This is a genomic window from Paenibacillus sp. 37, assembly GCF_008386395.1.
Taxonomy (GTDB): Bacteria; Bacillota; Bacilli; order Paenibacillales; family Paenibacillaceae; genus Paenibacillus; species Paenibacillus amylolyticus_B.
Genome location: NZ_CP043761.1, coordinates 2,546,681 through 2,563,725, shown reverse-complemented (window position 1 = coordinate 2,563,725; position 17,045 = coordinate 2,546,681). Strand labels below are relative to the sequence as shown.

General features: G+C 46.3%; 15 protein-coding genes. All 15 read right to left on the bottom strand.

Annotated features, from left to right (window positions below; genetic code table 11):
• Positions 1–7: 7 nt before the first annotated feature.
• The 15 genes from F0220_RS11570 to F0220_RS11500 all read right to left on the bottom strand — a co-directional run bounded on the left by F0220_RS11570 (position 8) and on the right by F0220_RS11500 (position 16,986).
• Positions 8–271 carry a DUF3243 domain-containing protein gene (locus F0220_RS11570; protein ID WP_017689119.1) on the bottom strand — a complete coding sequence of 88 codons (264 nt, stop codon included), beginning with the start codon at positions 269–271 and terminating at the stop codon, positions 8–10.
• A gap of 163 nt (positions 272–434) precedes the next feature.
• On the bottom strand, positions 435–1,205 hold the full coding sequence (gene ymfI / locus F0220_RS11565) for an elongation factor P 5-aminopentanone reductase (RefSeq protein WP_076326809.1): 771 nt from the start codon (positions 1,203–1,205) through the stop codon (positions 435–437).
• 1 nt (position 1,206) lies between these two features.
• Entirely contained in the window at positions 1,207–2,487 is a 1,281-nt protein-coding gene (yfmH, locus tag F0220_RS11560) for an EF-P 5-aminopentanol modification-associated protein YfmH (RefSeq protein ID WP_105598223.1), read from the bottom strand.
• Between the two features lie 3 nt (positions 2,488–2,490).
• Positions 2,491–3,771, bottom strand: coding sequence for an EF-P 5-aminopentanol modification-associated protein YfmF (gene yfmF / locus F0220_RS11555; RefSeq protein WP_091017243.1), 1,281 nt, complete (start codon positions 3,769–3,771; stop codon positions 2,491–2,493).
• A 126-nt stretch (positions 3,772–3,897) separates the two neighbouring features.
• Positions 3,898–4,725, bottom strand: a complete 828-nt coding sequence (gene sleB / locus F0220_RS11550) for a spore cortex-lytic enzyme (RefSeq protein ID WP_091017245.1) — start codon at positions 4,723–4,725, stop codon at positions 3,898–3,900.
• 198 nt (positions 4,726–4,923) lie between these two features.
• A complete protein-coding gene (locus F0220_RS11545) occupies positions 4,924–7,659 on the bottom strand; it encodes an FtsK/SpoIIIE family DNA translocase (RefSeq protein ID WP_105598222.1) in 2,736 nt (911 codons plus the stop codon).
• 90 nt (positions 7,660–7,749) lie between these two features.
• Positions 7,750–7,980 carry a YlzJ-like family protein gene (locus F0220_RS11540; RefSeq protein WP_105598221.1) on the bottom strand — a complete coding sequence of 77 codons (231 nt, stop codon included), beginning with the start codon at positions 7,978–7,980 and terminating at the stop codon, positions 7,750–7,752.
• Complete coding sequence (locus F0220_RS11535; RefSeq protein ID WP_146117090.1) at positions 7,977–8,750, bottom strand: ClpP family protease; 774 nt, start codon at positions 8,748–8,750, stop codon at positions 7,977–7,979. Before F0220_RS11535 ends, F0220_RS11540 begins: the two co-directional genes overlap by 4 nt.
• A 221-nt stretch (positions 8,751–8,971) precedes the next feature.
• Entirely contained in the window at positions 8,972–10,651 is a 1,680-nt protein-coding gene (locus F0220_RS11530) for a ribonuclease J (protein WP_076208870.1), read from the bottom strand.
• A gap of 475 nt (positions 10,652–11,126) precedes the next feature.
• Entirely contained in the window at positions 11,127–12,005 is an 879-nt protein-coding gene (gene dapA, locus F0220_RS11525; protein ID WP_091017250.1) for a 4-hydroxy-tetrahydrodipicolinate synthase, read from the bottom strand.
• A gap of 47 nt (positions 12,006–12,052) precedes the next feature.
• Complete coding sequence (gene dapG, locus F0220_RS11520) at positions 12,053–13,270, bottom strand: aspartate kinase (RefSeq protein WP_017689129.1); 1,218 nt, start codon at positions 13,268–13,270, stop codon at positions 12,053–12,055.
• 376 nt (positions 13,271–13,646) lie between these two features.
• Entirely contained in the window at positions 13,647–14,243 is a 597-nt protein-coding gene (locus F0220_RS11515; RefSeq protein WP_062833836.1) for a dipicolinate synthase subunit B, read from the bottom strand.
• Positions 14,240–15,139 (bottom strand): dipicolinate synthase subunit DpsA, encoded by a 900-nt coding sequence (gene dpsA, locus F0220_RS11510; RefSeq protein ID WP_076208873.1) that lies wholly within the window; start codon positions 15,137–15,139, stop codon positions 14,240–14,242. The genes F0220_RS11515 and dpsA overlap by 4 nt, the downstream gene beginning before the upstream one ends.
• Positions 15,140–15,296: 157 nt before the next feature.
• Entirely contained in the window at positions 15,297–15,743 is a 447-nt protein-coding gene (dut, locus tag F0220_RS11505; RefSeq protein WP_017689132.1) for a dUTP diphosphatase, read from the bottom strand.
• Positions 15,703–16,986, bottom strand: a complete 1,284-nt coding sequence (locus F0220_RS11500) for a M16 family metallopeptidase (protein ID WP_105598220.1) — start codon at positions 16,984–16,986, stop codon at positions 15,703–15,705. Before F0220_RS11500 ends, dut begins: the two co-directional genes overlap by 41 nt.
• Positions 16,987–17,045: the final 59 nt, after the last annotated feature.

The window sequence follows — 17,045 nt, the reverse complement described above, 5'->3', positions numbered from 1 at the left end:
TGTAATCTTATGCGTTTTGTTTGGCCAATTTGACCATCAGGCACGCAATCGTACGACGCTCATCTGCATCGCCGACATCCCATAACTCTTTCAATGCCCGGTTGGAATGGTTCGCCGGATCGACTTTCTCATCAAGGAAGTCGCCGATTTCATACGCAAGTTTGTTGATGGTTTCTTCACTCATCCCCATCTTCTCTGCTTGCAGTACGCGGTCACCCAGGAACTTCTTCCATGTGTCAAAACTGGAGAGCACTGTTTTTTCTGTTGACATGATAAATCCTCCTTAGATGACGCATGAGATTTAAAATCAACAGTTGTAATATGTGCTTTCGAGGCATTTTATATACGAGCATTTTGAAAATAATCCGGAAGACGACTGCTTCTCAGCAACCTTCACCTGTTTTGTTCACAGCCAGTCAAGTTTTTCTTACTTTTTACGTTAACCAACCGCCATTTGGACTGATGATCTGCCCATTGATATAACCCGATTCAGGGAGAGCCAGAAAATAAACCAATGATGAGATTTCATCAGGTTGAGCAAGCCTTCCTGCCGGAATTTCCTCTTCCAGCATCTTCAGTTCACTCTGATCCAGATGGTTCAGCATGGATGTCTGAACGGCACCAGGAGCAACGGCATTTACGGTTACTCCGGAAGGTGCGAGTTCTTTCGCAAGCGCTTTGGTGAATGCATTCACCCCACCCTTGGTTGTGGAATACAGCACCTCACAAGAAGCACCAGACAGTCCCCAGATCGACGATACATTAATGATTCGGCCATACCTTTGGGAGATCATGTGAGGCATCATTTCCTGTGTACACATAAACGTGCCTTTGAGGTTAATTGCCATCACTTCATCCCAGATCTCCTCTGTAACATCAGCCAACATCCCATAGTGCGAGATTCCTGCATTGTTCACAAGAATATCTGGCATGAGATTATGCGACTCGAGCTTCTCACGCATGCGCTCAATCTGTTCCCGGCTGCGAAGATCCGCAGACACGGTCATGATTTTTCCACTGCCCTGTTCCATGCACCGTCTGGCGGCTTCATTCGCTGCTTCATGCGATTTCATATAGTGTATAACAACATTCATTCCCACTCTGGCAAAGCGTTCTGCGATAGCCGCTCCAATGCCACCGCTTGCTCCAGTTACCAGTACAGTCATTTCCCCGATTGCCTTCAATTGTCCTGTTCCCCTCTCCATATCAAGGACTCACGACTAGCGATACAGCCAGTTGATCCCAGCGAATATGCTCTCTCAGTCTGAGATTTACATCTTCCAGTGTAATCGATTCATAGAGCGGGAGCATATTGAAAAAATCACCGCCACGGAATTGCTGACGTGTAAATTCATGCGCAATGTTCTCCGGAGAATTAAGCATACGCAAATATCCGCCTATTTTCTTTTTGCGTGCACGTTCAAAATCCGGGGATTCGAACCCTTTTTCTACAATGGCATCCACTTCTTCACGTATACGCGCGAGCAGTTGATCCGGGTCTTTTGTATCACCACCAATGGCTGAAAACGCATATTGCGGTGAACTGTTATACTCATGTCCAAAGCTGTCGGAGATCAGATCTTCATCGTAGAGCTTCTGAAATAATCGTGTGCTTGAGCCAAACAATAGATCCATCATCAGCTGCGTTGTCATATCTCGCCGTAACAATTGTTCCCCGGTAAGTCCAACGTCCGACTCCTTGAATCCAAACAGACATTTGGGCAGTGAAACAGCCAGTTTCGCTTCCCGTCTGGCTTCTCCTACTTGCTCAGGCTCCGCTTCGAAGAAACGTTGAATACTCCCCTGTGGCTTATAATTCTTACGCTCCTGGTTCGATCGAACCATATCAATGACTTCTTGTGGATCTACACCACCCACCACAAACAAGAGCATATTACTCGGGTGATAAAAGGTGTTATAACACTCATATAACATCTCTTTGGTAATCGTACGGATGGATTCCACCGTTCCTGCAATATCGATATGCACCGGATGTTTCTGATACATGGCTTCGATCAATCCAAAATAAACACGCCAATCTGGATTATCAGCATACATGTCAATTTCCTGTCCAATGATGCCTTTTTCCTTTTCCACATTTTGATCCGTGAAGTAAGGATTTTGCACAAAGTCGACTAATGTTTGTATATTTTCATTCACATGTTCGGTCGCTGAAAACAAATAAACTGTCTGATCAAAGCTCGTAAATGCGTTAGCTGAAGCACCATGAGATGCAAACGTGGCAAAAATATCGCCTGTTGGTTCTTCGAACATTTTATGCTCCAGAAAATGGGCAATCCCATCCGGAACCTTAACTTCTTCCTGTCCTTCAACCTGAAAATGATTATCCACCGATCCATACTTGGTTGCAAACGTAGCATACGTTTTCTGGAATCCCGGTTTTGGCAAAATATAGACATGCAGTCCGTTATCCATTACTTCGTAATATAGTGTCTCCTGCAAATGCTCATACCGAATGCTCTCCACCGATTATTCCTCCTTCTCATCCCGCAAGAAATAAATCGTATCCAGACGGAATTGTTCTGCCGCCTCACGCACATCTTCCTTGCTAATATGTTCTACCTGAGCCAACAGTTCTTCAGCCGTTCTTTCTTTGCCAGACAACTGTCGATTGAAGTCATAAGCGATCATCTCAAAAGCAGAATCCTGCATTTCCTTAAGCAGGTTACGGATCATTGCTTTGGTCTGGGACATTTCCAGATCACTGATTGTACCGCTTTTCATTTCTTCCAGCTGCTGCTTGATGATCGTGACGGCCTTCTCATAATTAGGGATTTCAATCCCGGATTGAATCGTTGCAATGCCCTTATGTCCGTCATATCGTGAAGACGCGTAATACGCCAGGCTTTCTTTTTCACGAACATTGACAAACAGTTTGGAATGAGGATAACCACCGAGAATCCCGTTGTACAGTAGTGCTGCAGCATACTGAGAATCTCCATAAGTGATAGATGTGCGGAGTCCCATATTAAGTTTTCCCTGACTCACATTCAGTCGCTCAACAACGGTCTCCACTTCCTTATCTCCTCGAACCGCTGCCTGTGTCTGGTAATCAGAGGAGGACGTTCGATTTACATTGAAATGACGCTGAACAAGGTTCTCGACCTCCTCCAGTGTCGTATCCCCTACCACGTACAGATCCATACTCGCCTGCTGCAGCCACTCCTGATAAGACGCAGTCAGTGTGTCGGGCTCAATCCCGGGAAGATCCTTTCGCTCACCCAGTGGATGAAGACGGTACGGCTCATTCTTGCACATTTCCTCAATACTGCGTTCAGCGGCATAGCGCATTTTATCATTCACGATGGACTCCAGCTTTTTGCGAACAGTCTCTCGCTCTGCTTGTACATAAGACGTCCTGAAATGTCCATTCTCCTGTACAGGTCGTGTAAGAACCTCTCCAAGGAAGGCAAATGAACGATCCAGTAGCTGCTCATCTCCTCCAACAAAGGAATCATTAATGGTATCCATTCGGAACTGTACAATCTGGTAATCCCCGCGTTTATAGACGTCAAAACCAAAACCTGCTCCATACAGATGCTCCAGTTGCTCACGAAATTGCGTTGTTTCCGGATAGGACTCCGTGCCCCGTCGCAGAACAAAAGGTGTCAGCGCTACTTTGGTTACTGTATCTTCCCGTAAGGGAACTCCTGCATATAGCGATATAGCAAACGTTTTAAAACGTTTAGTCGGAAGCACATGTATACGAAACTCTCTCTTGCTACCTCGTTCGAATCCTGATGTATTCAAATGTCAAAACCCCTTTACGGCGTCATTTATCATGCAATCGTATTAAGCTAAACGTAACAACCATTTTAACCCATTCAAAAGGCAAGAAGCAACCGAAGTCACGCCTTCTGGTTGCTTCCAACATCATCACATACAAAAGATATGCTGTCCGATTGTTTTCACTTGTGGACGGGTCCAGATCCATTTGGATGTTGCTGTCTTCGGGTTAAAATAATAGAGACATCCACCGGACGGATCCCATCCATTTAAGGCCTGCTCGACTGCCTTTTTGGCTTGTGCGTTTGGTTCCAGATAGATCTGTCCGTCCGCTACAGCCGTAAATGCACCTGGTTGAAAAATCACACCAGAAGGTGTACTCGGAAAGCTTGGTGAATTTACGCGATTCAGAATTACTGCTGCTACTGCTACTTGACCTTCAAACGGTTCACCCCGGGCTTCACCATATACAGCGTTAGCCATAATCTTGAGTTCATTCTCTGAGAGACCAAGGGCATTGGCAGATCCCATATTGTCTTGCTCTTTATCGGCGGTATTGTTGCTGTCTCCACCCCCACCTGAGGATTCCTTGTGTAACGGCGGCTCTGTTGGCGACCATTTGGTTGACGCATTGTACAGCTTGAGTTTGGTCTCTGCTCCAACCACACCATCTGCCTTCATGCCAAACTCGGATTGAAACCATTTAACGGATTTCAGTGTGCTGCTGCCAAAATTACTGTCAATTTTACCATTGTAAAATCCCAGGTACTTCAGACGCCCCTGAAGCTCATATACATCCTGACCGTAACTTCCATATTTCACTGTATTGCTGCTAAACGTAGGCAAGGCCTTTTCTTCTACCTGCGGTGTACGCTCGGCTGAACTTTCAGTTGCTGTATTCCCAGGAAGCAAATAACGAATTCCCAATGCGGATATCAGCAAAATAGCAGTGAAAAGCCATAGGTTCATTTTTCGCATCGACTGTGCTCTACCTTTCTCTTGTGGGATTAACAGAATCGCTAAGGTTATTATGACAAGCCGGCTTGTTTCCTATGCACCAAATCATCCGATCTTTGGAGTAGATGGCAAAACTTCAGTCTGCCCAGCAAGCAAAAAGCCCTCAACCAATACGGTTGAGGGCTTAAATAATTCGTTGTAACCATGTTACATGTTACACTATGAGCTTATTTTATTCTGCTGATACTGTTCAAGTGAAACCAGTACTTCTCTTGGTTTGCTGCCCTCATAAGGACCGATTACACCACGAGCTTCCATGGAGTCAATTAAACGCGCTGCACGTGTGTAACCAACCCGCATACGACGTTGCAGCAGGGAGACTGAAGCTTGTTTTGCCTCCAAAATAATCTGTACAGCTTGCTCATATAACTCATCTTGTACTTCCTCTGCTGCCTGAATGGAATCATCCACTTCAGGTACAATGGACTCATCATACTGCGCTTCACCTTGACCACGTACGTAGTTTACAATATTCTCGACTTCTTCATCGCTCATAAATGCACCTTGTACACGAACCGGTTTTGATGCGCCCATTGGCATGAACAACATGTCTCCACGGCCCAACAGTTTCTCAGCCCCACCCATATCCAGAATCGTTCGGGAATCGACTTGGGAGGATACGCCGAAGGCAATCCGCGATGGAATGTTAGCCTTGATTACCCCGGTAATAACGTCAACAGAAGGACGTTGTGTGGCAATAATCAGATGGATTCCGGCTGCACGAGCCATCTGAGCGAGTCGTGCAATGGCATCCTCCACATCTCCGGCAGCAACCATCATCAGATCTGCAAGCTCATCCACAATGACAACGATATAAGGCAGAACAGCCGCAGGATTATCTTTCATCAGATTATTGTAACCCTCGACGTTACGCGTGCCTGATTTGGAGAACAGTTCATATCGTTTCTCCATCTCAACCACAATCTTTTTGAGAGCAAGTGACGCTCGTTTAGGATCAGTTACTACTGGCGCCATCAGATGTGGAATTCCGTTATATACGTTCAACTCAACCATCTTGGGATCGACCATCAGGAACTTCACTTCATCCGGCTTGGCTTTGTACAATATGCTGGTAATAATTCCGTTAATACACACCGACTTACCAGAACCCGTAGCACCCGCGACCAGCAAATGGGGCATACGAGCCAAGTTACCAATAATCGTCTGACCCGAGATATCTCGGCCAAATGCAATGGTCACTTTGGATTCTGCATCCTGGAACGTTGCTGTCTCCATTACTTCCCGCATCGTTACAACGGATACTTCACCATTAGGTACTTCGATACCAATCGCAGACTTTCCGGGAATCGGTGCTTCCATCCGAATATCCTTTGCCGCCAGAGCCAACGCGATATCATCAGTTAGACTGACAATTCTGCTGACTTTAACACCAATATCAGGTTGAATTTCATACCTTGTAACGGCAGGGCCCCGGACTACTTCAAGCACTTTGGCACGAACACCGAAACTCTCCAGTGTAGCTTCCAGCTTGCGTGCTGTCTGCATATAATCCTTCTGGTCACCCGCCTTGCCCCCATTGTTCGGCTTGGCAAGGAGACGGAATGATGGCAGCTTGTACGGCTTAGGAGGTGGCGGTGGTGGTTTCACCGGTTGTGTGTTCTGCCCTTCAGGAATTGGAGTATCTGTTCCCTGTGCATCATTAAATACTTCTTCTCCACTCTGAATCTCATCCACAGCATTCACCCCGTTTGTACCCGTATCGGATGCAGACCACTCCGTCTCTACCAGTTCATCCGTTATTTTAATGGCATGCTCGCCCTGTTGTACTACGTTTGGATCGGACAGATTATCCGGGAAAGGATAAGCATCGTCCAGATCATCTTCAATGCTTGCCTCTTCTGTTCTGACGTGCTCAAAAAAGTCTCGAATGATCGGCGCTGAATTAGGTTTAGCCTGAACAGGAACACGTGATGAAGCTGATTTGTTCGCTACGTCTTCTGTTGCATCCTGCCAAGCCTCTAGATTATGATCTTGTTCGGCGCGGTATAAAATTTGTTCTGTTTCTGCCGAATCGACCTCATCCATTTCACGTCCTGATGTCGCCTGTTCCCGTTTAGCTCCCCATTTTCCGAAAAGTTGGAAGAAGATGGGCGCTTTTCGTTTTGGCAGATGCTGTTCCTCTAATTCATCCTCATACTCGTCTTCGTCATCTTCAACAGGAACAGGCACCACTTTACGAGCGTTACCTTTCTTCCTTCCATCAGATGCTGAAGAAGAACGTGCAGTGGGTCTAGACTCCAGCTTTTTGTACATCGAACTCCCGGCATCCCAGATCTTGGTTCGGAATATTCGTATCAAATCCACATAAGATAGACTCGTAATCAGCATAAAACTGATGATAAACATGACAATCATGATGAGTCTCGCCCCAAGGCTGCCAAACAGCCACAGGAAAAGAGCAAATTGCCCAGCTCCGAGATAACCACCACTGATGTCCTTGTTAAGCATGGAGTCCCTCTCCCCTGGCGCAGCAGGGGTTAGCAACTCGGTTTGCATATCATTATGTACCTGCGTAATCACAGCACCAGGCTCAAGCGCACCAACCGGAATGAGCCTCTGGTGCATTGCAGAGACAGTGCTCATCAGAGTTAAGGCAAAGACCAGCAAAACAAGTCCTGTCTTGCGTGTGGTCCAGCCACTCGGCCATTTCCGGTGAATCATCACCATGAGACCATAATAAATACCAACAAGTGGAATCGCAAAATAAAACTTACCAAGCATCAGTCCGAACATCTTGGAAAGCGAACGTCCAACGGTGGCTTCACCCGATAATGCTATGACAGCAAGGGTAATAAGCACAATCCCGTAAATTTCATATTTTAAAACGCCACTAAAACCAGCGCCCTTTTTTTTCCTCTTTTTTCTTCTGGCCAAAATCAGGTCACCCCCAGAAGAATATTATACCATACAAATATAATCCGTACATATGTTCTTTTTCTGCTCAATTTGTCTGAATTCGTCGCGTTATGCTGATCCCAAGTTACCCGAAAGCGGAATGGTCGAACCGGGCATATTAGCAGGATTGAGATAGGCTTCAAGTGGACAATCCAGCAAACGTACAATAACGGCTTCATTGTCATTAACAGGTCTCACCTGCATCAATAAACCATTCATCTTGATCTCCTTTGTATCTTCGTCCTCTTTCCACATTCCCGACCAGAGTTGTTCCGGGGGCATCACTGTATATAATGTCATTGGGTATAACCTCCCGCTTGCAGAGTCTGTCTCTTGTCTCCTATGAGCTGATTTAACTGAGTAATAGCCTGCCCAATTCCGCCTACTGCATCCATCAATCCATATTTCACTGCATCTGCGCTTCCTACAGCTGTACCAATATCCCGATTTAACTCACCGGTCTTAAACATCAGTTCTTTGAACATCTCTTCAGAGATATTCGAATGAGAAGTCACGAACCGAACAACCCTCTCCTGCATTTTCTCCATATACTCAAACGTTTGAGGTACACCAATGACAAGGCCGTTCATCCGAATCGGATGGATCGTCATCGTTGCACTTCCGGCAATCAGGGAATATGTTGAAGCTACAGCAATCGGTACTCCAATGCTATGCCCGCCTCCAATGACAACAGTCACCGTAGGTTTGCTTAGAGAAGCAATCATCTCTGCAATGGCCAGACCCGCCTCTACATCTCCACCTACCGTGTTCAAAATGATCAGTATACCTTCAATACGCTGATTTTGTTCTGCGGCCACCAGCTGTGGAATGATGTGCTCATACTTTGTTGTTTTATTTTGTGGTGGCAAAATCAAATGCCCTTCGACCTGTCCAATAATGGTCATACAGAAAATATTCGATTCACCTGCAGGCGACTGTGTCTGCCCAAATTGCTGAATAGTCTCTGTCACGGGAGAGATGGCCTTGTCCTCCTGAATCGGAATCTCCGGTGCTTCAACTTCCGGTTGATTGGATCTTGACGTCTGCTTGTCATTCATACGTTCATTCATTTTAATAATCCCCTTCTCCAGAAACATTTAATGTATTTCCTTAGTATGGGGATTTTTCCAACCGCCTTATACCCGCTACATCAAATTGCTTCACATATTGACGCTATTGCAGATCTTCCTGAAAACGCAAAAAAAGCCCCTTCTCTACGAGGAACCGTCCAATATTACTCGTAGAGAAGGGGCGACTGTGTGCCTGAATATATGTTTTTGTTTAGCTTATTTTAAACTTCCATAATGATTGGCAAAATCATCGGTCTACGACGAGTTTGCTCATACAGGAAGCGTCCCAGTGCATCTTTAACATTTGTTTTGAGTGAAGCCCACTCGTTAACGTTCTCACTCATTAACTTCTGCAATGTGCTGCTAACGATCCGGTTGGCCTCATCCAGTAGTCCTTCCGATTCACGTACATACACAAATCCGCGAGAGATGATGTCAGGACCGGAAACAATTTTTCCATCCTGTTTGCTCAGTGTTACCACAACAACAAGGATACCATCTTGTGACAACAATTTGCGGTCACGAAGTACAATGTTACCCACATCGCCTACACCCAGGCCGTCGATCAACACATTACCTGCAGTAACTTTACCTGCTCTACGTGCTGCTCCACCTTGAATTTCTATCACTTCACCGATATCCGTGATGAAAATGTTCTCAGGTTCTACCCCTACAGATTCAGCAAGAACCGCGTGGCGACGCTGCATACGGAATTCACCGTGAATTGGCAAGAAGAATTTAGGTTTCATCAGGTTGAGCATCAGTTTCAGCTCTTCCTGGCTACCGTGACCAGATACGTGGACGCCACTGTTAGCACCGCTGTAATGCACGTTAGCACCCAGACGGAACAGTTCATCAATCGTACGGCCTACATATTTTTCATTACCTGGAACAGGTGTTGCTGCGATAATGACGGTGTCACCTGGCAGGATGTCCACTTTACGGTGTGTGGAACGAGCCATACGTGTCAGTGCTGACATTGGCTCTCCTTGACTTCCTGTGCAGAGAATCACGACACGATCAGCTGCCATCTTGCCTACTTCTTCAGGTTCAATGATCATGCCATCCGGAATCTCAAGATAACCCAGTTCTGAAGCAATACCAACCACATTCACCATGCTGCGTCCGATAACTGCAACTTTACGTCCAGTCACTTCTGCTGCATTGATCACCTGCTGGATACGGTGTACGTTGGAAGCAAATGTCGCTACAACAACACGTTGACTTGCTTTACGGAAAATATCTTCCAGCACGATACCCACATTTTTCTCCGATGGTGTGAATCCAGGTTTTTCAGCGTTCGTACTGTCGGACAACAGCGCTAACACGCCATTTGTTCCGATCTGTGCCATACGCTGAAGATCTGCATATTGACCATTGACTGGAGTATGGTCGAATTTGAAGTCACCTGTGTGAACAACTGCACCTTCCGGTGTTTCGACACATACACCAACAGAATCCGGAATACTATGGTTAGTAGCGAAGAAGGATGCTTTCAGAACAGATCCAAGTTGGATCTCGGAATCAGCATCAATCAGAATACGTTTTGTTTCACCCAGCAAATTCGCTTCTTTCAACTTGTTTTCTACAAGTCCAAGCGTAAGTCTTGTTCCGTATACAGGGACATTCAGATGTTTGAGAACATATGGCAGACCACCAATGTGATCCTCATGTCCGTGAGTAAGGATGATTCCTCTTACTTTGTCACGGTTCTCAGTCAGGTAAGAAATGTCAGGGATGACAATATCAATACCAAGCATATCTTCTTCCGGGAATTTAAGACCAGCATCTACGACTACAATGTCGTTGGCGTATTGGATGACGTACATATTTTTACCAATCTCGCCTACGCCGCCCAAAGCAAAAATCATCAGTTTATCGTTATTATTTTTCTTAGACAAATGAATCTAAACCTCCTATGGTAGTTGGACGTCGTACCTTATTATTTATTGTAAGTTAAGAAAAGTAGTCCATACATCACATACCCACCTATCGGGATGAATGCAAAAGAACACCTTTATTCACGATATTTGGAAGAAGTTCTTCGAAGTTATTCCCTTTGACCAACATGTTGGAGTTGAAATTCCCTCTTAGCCGTTCCTTCCTTTTTCACCGCAAAGCTACACCACGAAACGATGTCGCTTTCAATTTCAAAAAAATACCGCACCCAGTCACTTGACATCATTATACATGATTAAAAACAAAAAAAACAAGTCACTCTCTCGTTAACCTGTAGGTTTCCCCTTGGCAGTGGAAAAGAAACCTCACATTACTCGTAAAAAAAGAACCGCAGCCTCTACGAAGAGGAGCGGTTCTTTTGCTGATCTGAAGGATATTTCCATGATTAATAAAATAGTCCATATACAACCAAAATGATTACAAATTAAGCAAACCTTTGATATAAACCTGCTCCTCTTCCGTTGGCGGAATAAGTGGTAATCGTACCGAACCAACGTCTAGACCACGCAATGTCAGCGCATATTTCACCGCTACGGGGTTTGGTAGAGGCTGTGGACACTCAAACAGGCCTTTGAACACCGGGAACAACTGCTGATGAATCTGAGCAGCCTGAAGAGGTGCTCCGCCATAGAAGGCGTCAATCATTTTCTTCATTTCTGCCCCTACGACATGACTGGCTACGCTGACAATTCCATGTGCTCCAACCGCAATCGCTGGTAAGCCTGAAGCATCATCACCGGAATAAACTCTGAAATTTTCTGGAGCACTTGCTGCAATCAAAGTAACCTGCTCCATAGACGCACATTCCTTCGTAGCGACGATGTTAGGAATCTGTGCAAGACGAAGCGTTGTCTCTGCTGACAGGCTGGTTACAGTACGCCCAGGCACGTTGTAGAGCATAATTGGCAGCGTGGTGGAGCCTGCAATCGCTTCAAAATGTTTGAACAAACCTTCTTGGCTAGGTTTGTTGTAATACGGAACAACCAACAATATGCCATCCACTCCGGCACGTTCAGCTTCCTGTGTCAAATGGATGGAATGTGCCGTGTTATTGCTTCCCGTTCCGGCTATAATTTTGCACCGACCGGCCGCATGTTTCACTGCAAATTCGAATAATTGAACTTTCTCAGTATCACTAAGTGTTGGAGACTCCCCTGTTGTTCCAGAAACCACAAGCGTCTCCGACTTTTGATCTACAATTAGATAGTCGATTAGACGTGCCGTTTCCTCCCAATGAATCTCTCCTTGTTCATTGAACGGAGTGACCATTGCTGTAATCAATCTTCCAAAGTCCAATTCGATTCCTCCTTCAAAACAGGTTTGGCTCCTCTAACTTCAGTTATTTACAAATGAAGTTCGAATGAGGCGTGAAGTGCCCTCAGGGCCTGAACCATATCTTCTTTTTTTACGAGTACCCAGATCGTTGTATTCGAATCTGCCGATTGCAGGATCTGAATGTCTGCCAGTGTCAAGGACTCCACGATTCGAGCCATGATTCCAGGTACACCATTAATGCCTCCGCCAATGACGGACACTTTGGCACAACCGGACAGGCTTTGTGGCTTGAGACCTATCTCCTGCAATACCTGTATGGCTTTCTCGGAATCACTGTCAAAAACCGTATAGACAACTCCCGAGGGGGTAACATTAATAAAATCAACGCTGATTGAATTCTCAGCCATGGTTTTGAACACTTTTAGTTGCAATCGATCTGCACCACCAGGCACATCCACCGTAATTTGCGTTACATTGCTCACGTAGGCGATGCCTGTTACATAACGGTCAACAATGCCTGTCTGCACATCCTGGAATCCTTCCGGATGCGTAACCAGCGTTCCTTCCGTGTCTGCAAAAGTAGATCTTACCCGTACTGGAATCTGGGATTGCATCGCAATCTCAACCGCACGTGGATGGATTACCTTGGCCCCGTGGTGGGCCATGTTACAGATCTCTGCATAACTCACAACAGTCAGTGGACGTGCATCCTCAACAATTCGCGGATCGGCAGTGAGTATCCCGTTCACATCGGTGTAGATATCCACCATTTCAGCACGTAATGCTGCACCCAGAGCTGTAGCAGACGTATCGCTTCCCCCACGACCCAGTGTCGTGAAGTCTCCGTTCTCTGTCTGCCCCTGGAATCCGGTTACAACAACGACACGGCCGAGCTGAAGCTGCTCCAACACACGAACAGGACGGACATCCAATATCCGGGCATTCCCGAAATTGTCGTCCGTCACAAAACCTGCTTGTGCACCGGTCAGCACTGTAGTTGGAATGCCTTCATGTTCGAGTAAACTGCTCAACGTTGTCGCAGATATGATTTCACCACAGCACAGCAGTAAATCCTTTTCGCGTGCGGATAGTGCGTTTCCGTTCTGTGCAGCCCAGTCCAGCAACGTATCAGTCGCATATGGCTCGCCGCGGCGTCCCATCGCAGACACAACGATGACCAGACTCAATCCTGCTTCAAGTTCACGTTTAACGTGACGGAGCACATGCTCTCTCGCCTGAACAGTGGAGAGAGACGTGCCTCCGAATTTCTGTACCATGATACGCATCTTTATTCCTCCATTTGTGTACGCAAGAAGACTGGACACGGGTCAAATCAACAAATGGATCACTCTAGGGAGCGTTCTGATGCGATAATTTCAGCATTTTATACGGCATTCCATGCCGCTCCTTTTTCTTGTAATTGTCTGGGACAATCGCAAATCAAAGGTCGCGGTTGTTAGCGAGGTCATGACGCATACATTCACAATAGACCTCTCCCGCTTGCTTAACCTGTACTGCCCGCAAGCAGGAATGCCTTATAGACAGGAACGTGGACATAGTAGCTGTTCAATCCAGCATATCGTCCCCCATGATTTTCTTTGTCTCTCGAACCCTTCTTCATTTCTCCAAGCGCATAAACGTTGTCACCGAATCATTGTTCCATCAAGCCTGTGAAGAACGCTCCACAATCATCGGCTGCAACTGTTTGCCCTCAAGAGCACTCCAGCAAGCCTCTGGAATCAATTCCATTTTGGCGACTAACGAGTTTGGTTTTTTCACTGGATCGTCTTGCCCAAATGGCACAAAATACAAGTATTTAGCCACGAGCAATTTGGCGATATTCGCAGCATTCAAGCCCAGACCGTCATTCGTGGAAATCGCGAGCACAAGCGGACGCTGATTGCGCATCTGCGCTTTGGCTGCCATTAGCACTGGACTGTCGGTCATCGCATTAGCCAGCTTGCTTGTTGTATTCCCTGTGCATGGAGCAATAACCAGCACATCAAGCAGCTTGGAAGGCCCTAGTGGCTCCGCTTCAACAATTGTAGAAATGATATCATTACCTGTTATATCTTTCAACTGTTTTTGCCAATTTTGCGCCGTACCAAAGCGTGTATCCGTCGTCAGAACCGAATTCGAAATAATCGGAATGACGTTGGCACCTTCAGCTACGAAGCGGCTAATTACCGGCATAACCTCTTCAAACGTACAATGAGAACCCGTAATTGCATAACCTACCGTTTTTCCCTGCCAGTTCATGATTTAACCTCCCGTGCGTTCTGTTCTTCCAAAAGCAAACGGATCAACGCGTCGGCAATAATGCCGCCAGCCGTTTTGGGAGCAACAATGCCGGGGAGGCCAGGCGCAAGTAGCGCTTTGATACCGCGTTTGTCGGCATACCTGAAATCACAGCCGCCAGGAGCGGATGCGAGGTCGATAATGACAGCCTTTTGCGGCATTCTGGACAGGATTTGTGCTGTGATTATCATAGTCGGTATCGTATTAAAAAGCAAGTCAACTTCCCCGGTTTGAGCGGCCAAATCCGTTGTCATGAAAGGCTTCCAGCCCATTATTGTAGCGCGGGCAGCATCCTCTTCTCGCCTGATTCCCACCCGTACATTTGCTCCAAGTCCCTGCAGTGTTTTGGCCATTGTGAATCCTGTTCGACCAATGCCAAGCACAATGCATTCCGAACCATGGATTGTGAAGTCCGTCTCCCGAATAGCTATGGCGATGGCTCCCTCAGCTGTTGGAATAGAGTTGTAAAGTGCAATATCATCACGATCAAGTACTTCAACAAGTCGCAGCCCATTTTCAAGACAAAGTTCGCGCAAGAACGGCTTTGCCATACCTGTGAACACAATACAATGCTCCGGTAATGCTGCAATATGTTCCTTTTTCAAATAGATCGGTGTGTCACTGAACGAAGTACTTACTTTTCCCTGGTCATCGCAACCGACGACAGGTAGTACCAGTACATCTGCGGAAGCAAACACTTCATCCTCCAGTTCCTGGTGCTCAATCCCTGGAATGGAACGCTCTATTTTATCGAAACCCACTACACTTACCGTTGCATCCAGCTCAGCGCACTTTTGAATGACTTCAAGCTGCCGCGCATCTCCGCCCAGGACTACAATCCGGACTCCGGTCAGCATCGGGACGTCACTCCTTTCACCACATGTATGCCTTATCGTATGCAGGGGCCCACAGGGGGGTGAAAACAATAATTGCATTCCTCCTTCCGTTTCTCGAATGTAAAAAAGAGCCGCCCCTGTCAGGGACGACTCTAAAGAATGAGTATATTTACGTTGCTTATTTCCCGGTATGACCGAATCCGCCTTCACCACGTACCGTTTCCGATAGTTCATTCACTTCCGTCAATTCAACCGCAGGCACGGTCTGGAAGACGATCTGTGCGATGCGCTCTCCCCGTACAATCGTGAACGGTTCCTGACCCAAATTAATCAACAGAACTTTAACTTCTCCGCGATAATCCGCATCAATGGTCCCCGGTGTGTTGAGGCAAGTAATACCATGTTTGAAAGCCAGTCCGCTCCGAGGACGAATCTGTGCTTCCAATCCAGCTGGCATTGCCATCGCAAGTCCGGTAGGAATCAGCGTACGCTGACCCGGCTGCAATACAACATCTTCCTGAAGTGCAGCTACTACATCAAAGCCGGATGCCAGCTCCGACATTTTTTGAGGCAGTTTAATATCTTCATTGCCCGGCAGTTTCTGTATTTGAACGTAATGCAACAAAATCATCCCTTCTCAATCCAGCGATCGTCTTATCTGAAGCGCCAACCATAGCAAGTGCAAAAGGTTCAGCAAACATCAGATCAAGTACCGCGTTAATATCGTCCATGGTCACTTGCTCAATTTTGGTGATCATTTCATCCAGCGTATGGTGTCTGCCCAGCATGAGTTCGTTTTTACCCAGACGATTCATACGACTGCCTGTGCTTTCCAAACTCAGAATCAAGCTACCTTTCAGCTGTTCTTTTCCTTTACGAAGCTCATCTTCGGACAAGCCGTTTACAGCCAAGTCGCGTAGAACCTCTTTGGTCAGATCAAGCACTTCTTTGGTCTGTTTTGGTGCTGTACCCGCGTATATCGTGAAAAGTCCGCTGTCTGCATGAGAACTATGATAGGAATACACGGAGTACGCAAGACCCCGTTTCTCACGAATTTCCTGGAACAGTCTGGAGCTCATGCCTCCACCAATGGCGTTATTCAGAACAACCATAGCGAATTGCAGGGGATCTCCGATTTTACAGCCTGGGAACGAGATACAGATATGATTCTGTTCCGTTTTCTTTTTGTGAAAGAGCTGTCCGCTTTGGAAGGCTGGCATCGTGACTGCTTCCGTTACTCCATTTACATCAAAAGCACCAAAATGTTTCTCCATCAGATCGATTACACTGTCATCAATATTACCCGCGATACTAATGACCGTGTTCTCAATCGTGTAGTGCTGTTTCATATATGCACGCAGATGACTGGAATCCATCGCTTTGAGACGTTCTTCCGTACCCAGGATTGGGTATGCGAGTGGATGCTCACCATAGGCGGCCAAGGCCATCAGATCATGAACCATATCATCAGGCGTATCTTCATACATCGAGATTTCTTCCAGAATGACGTTTTTCTCCTTGATCAATTCACCATCATCCATTTTGGAGCGGAAAAACATATCAGACAATACATCAACTGCAATCGGCAAATGTTCATCCAACACTTTAGCATAATAACACGTGTATTCTTTGGAAGTGAATGCATTCACGTTACCGCCAATCGCATCGAACTGCTCCGCAATCGCCTTGGCATCATAACGATCTGTTCCCTTGAATAACATGTGTTCAATAAAATGTGATACTCCGTTACTTGCAGGTTGCTCATTGCGCGAACCTGTCTTGACCCATATTCCGAAAGACACAGAACGGCAGGTCGGTATCTGTTCCATGACAACTCTGAGGCCATTGCCCAGCTGAATTTTTTTCATGGTTGGCCCTCCTACATCTCTATAATTGCCTTGATCTCAACCTTGAAATTGAAATCGAC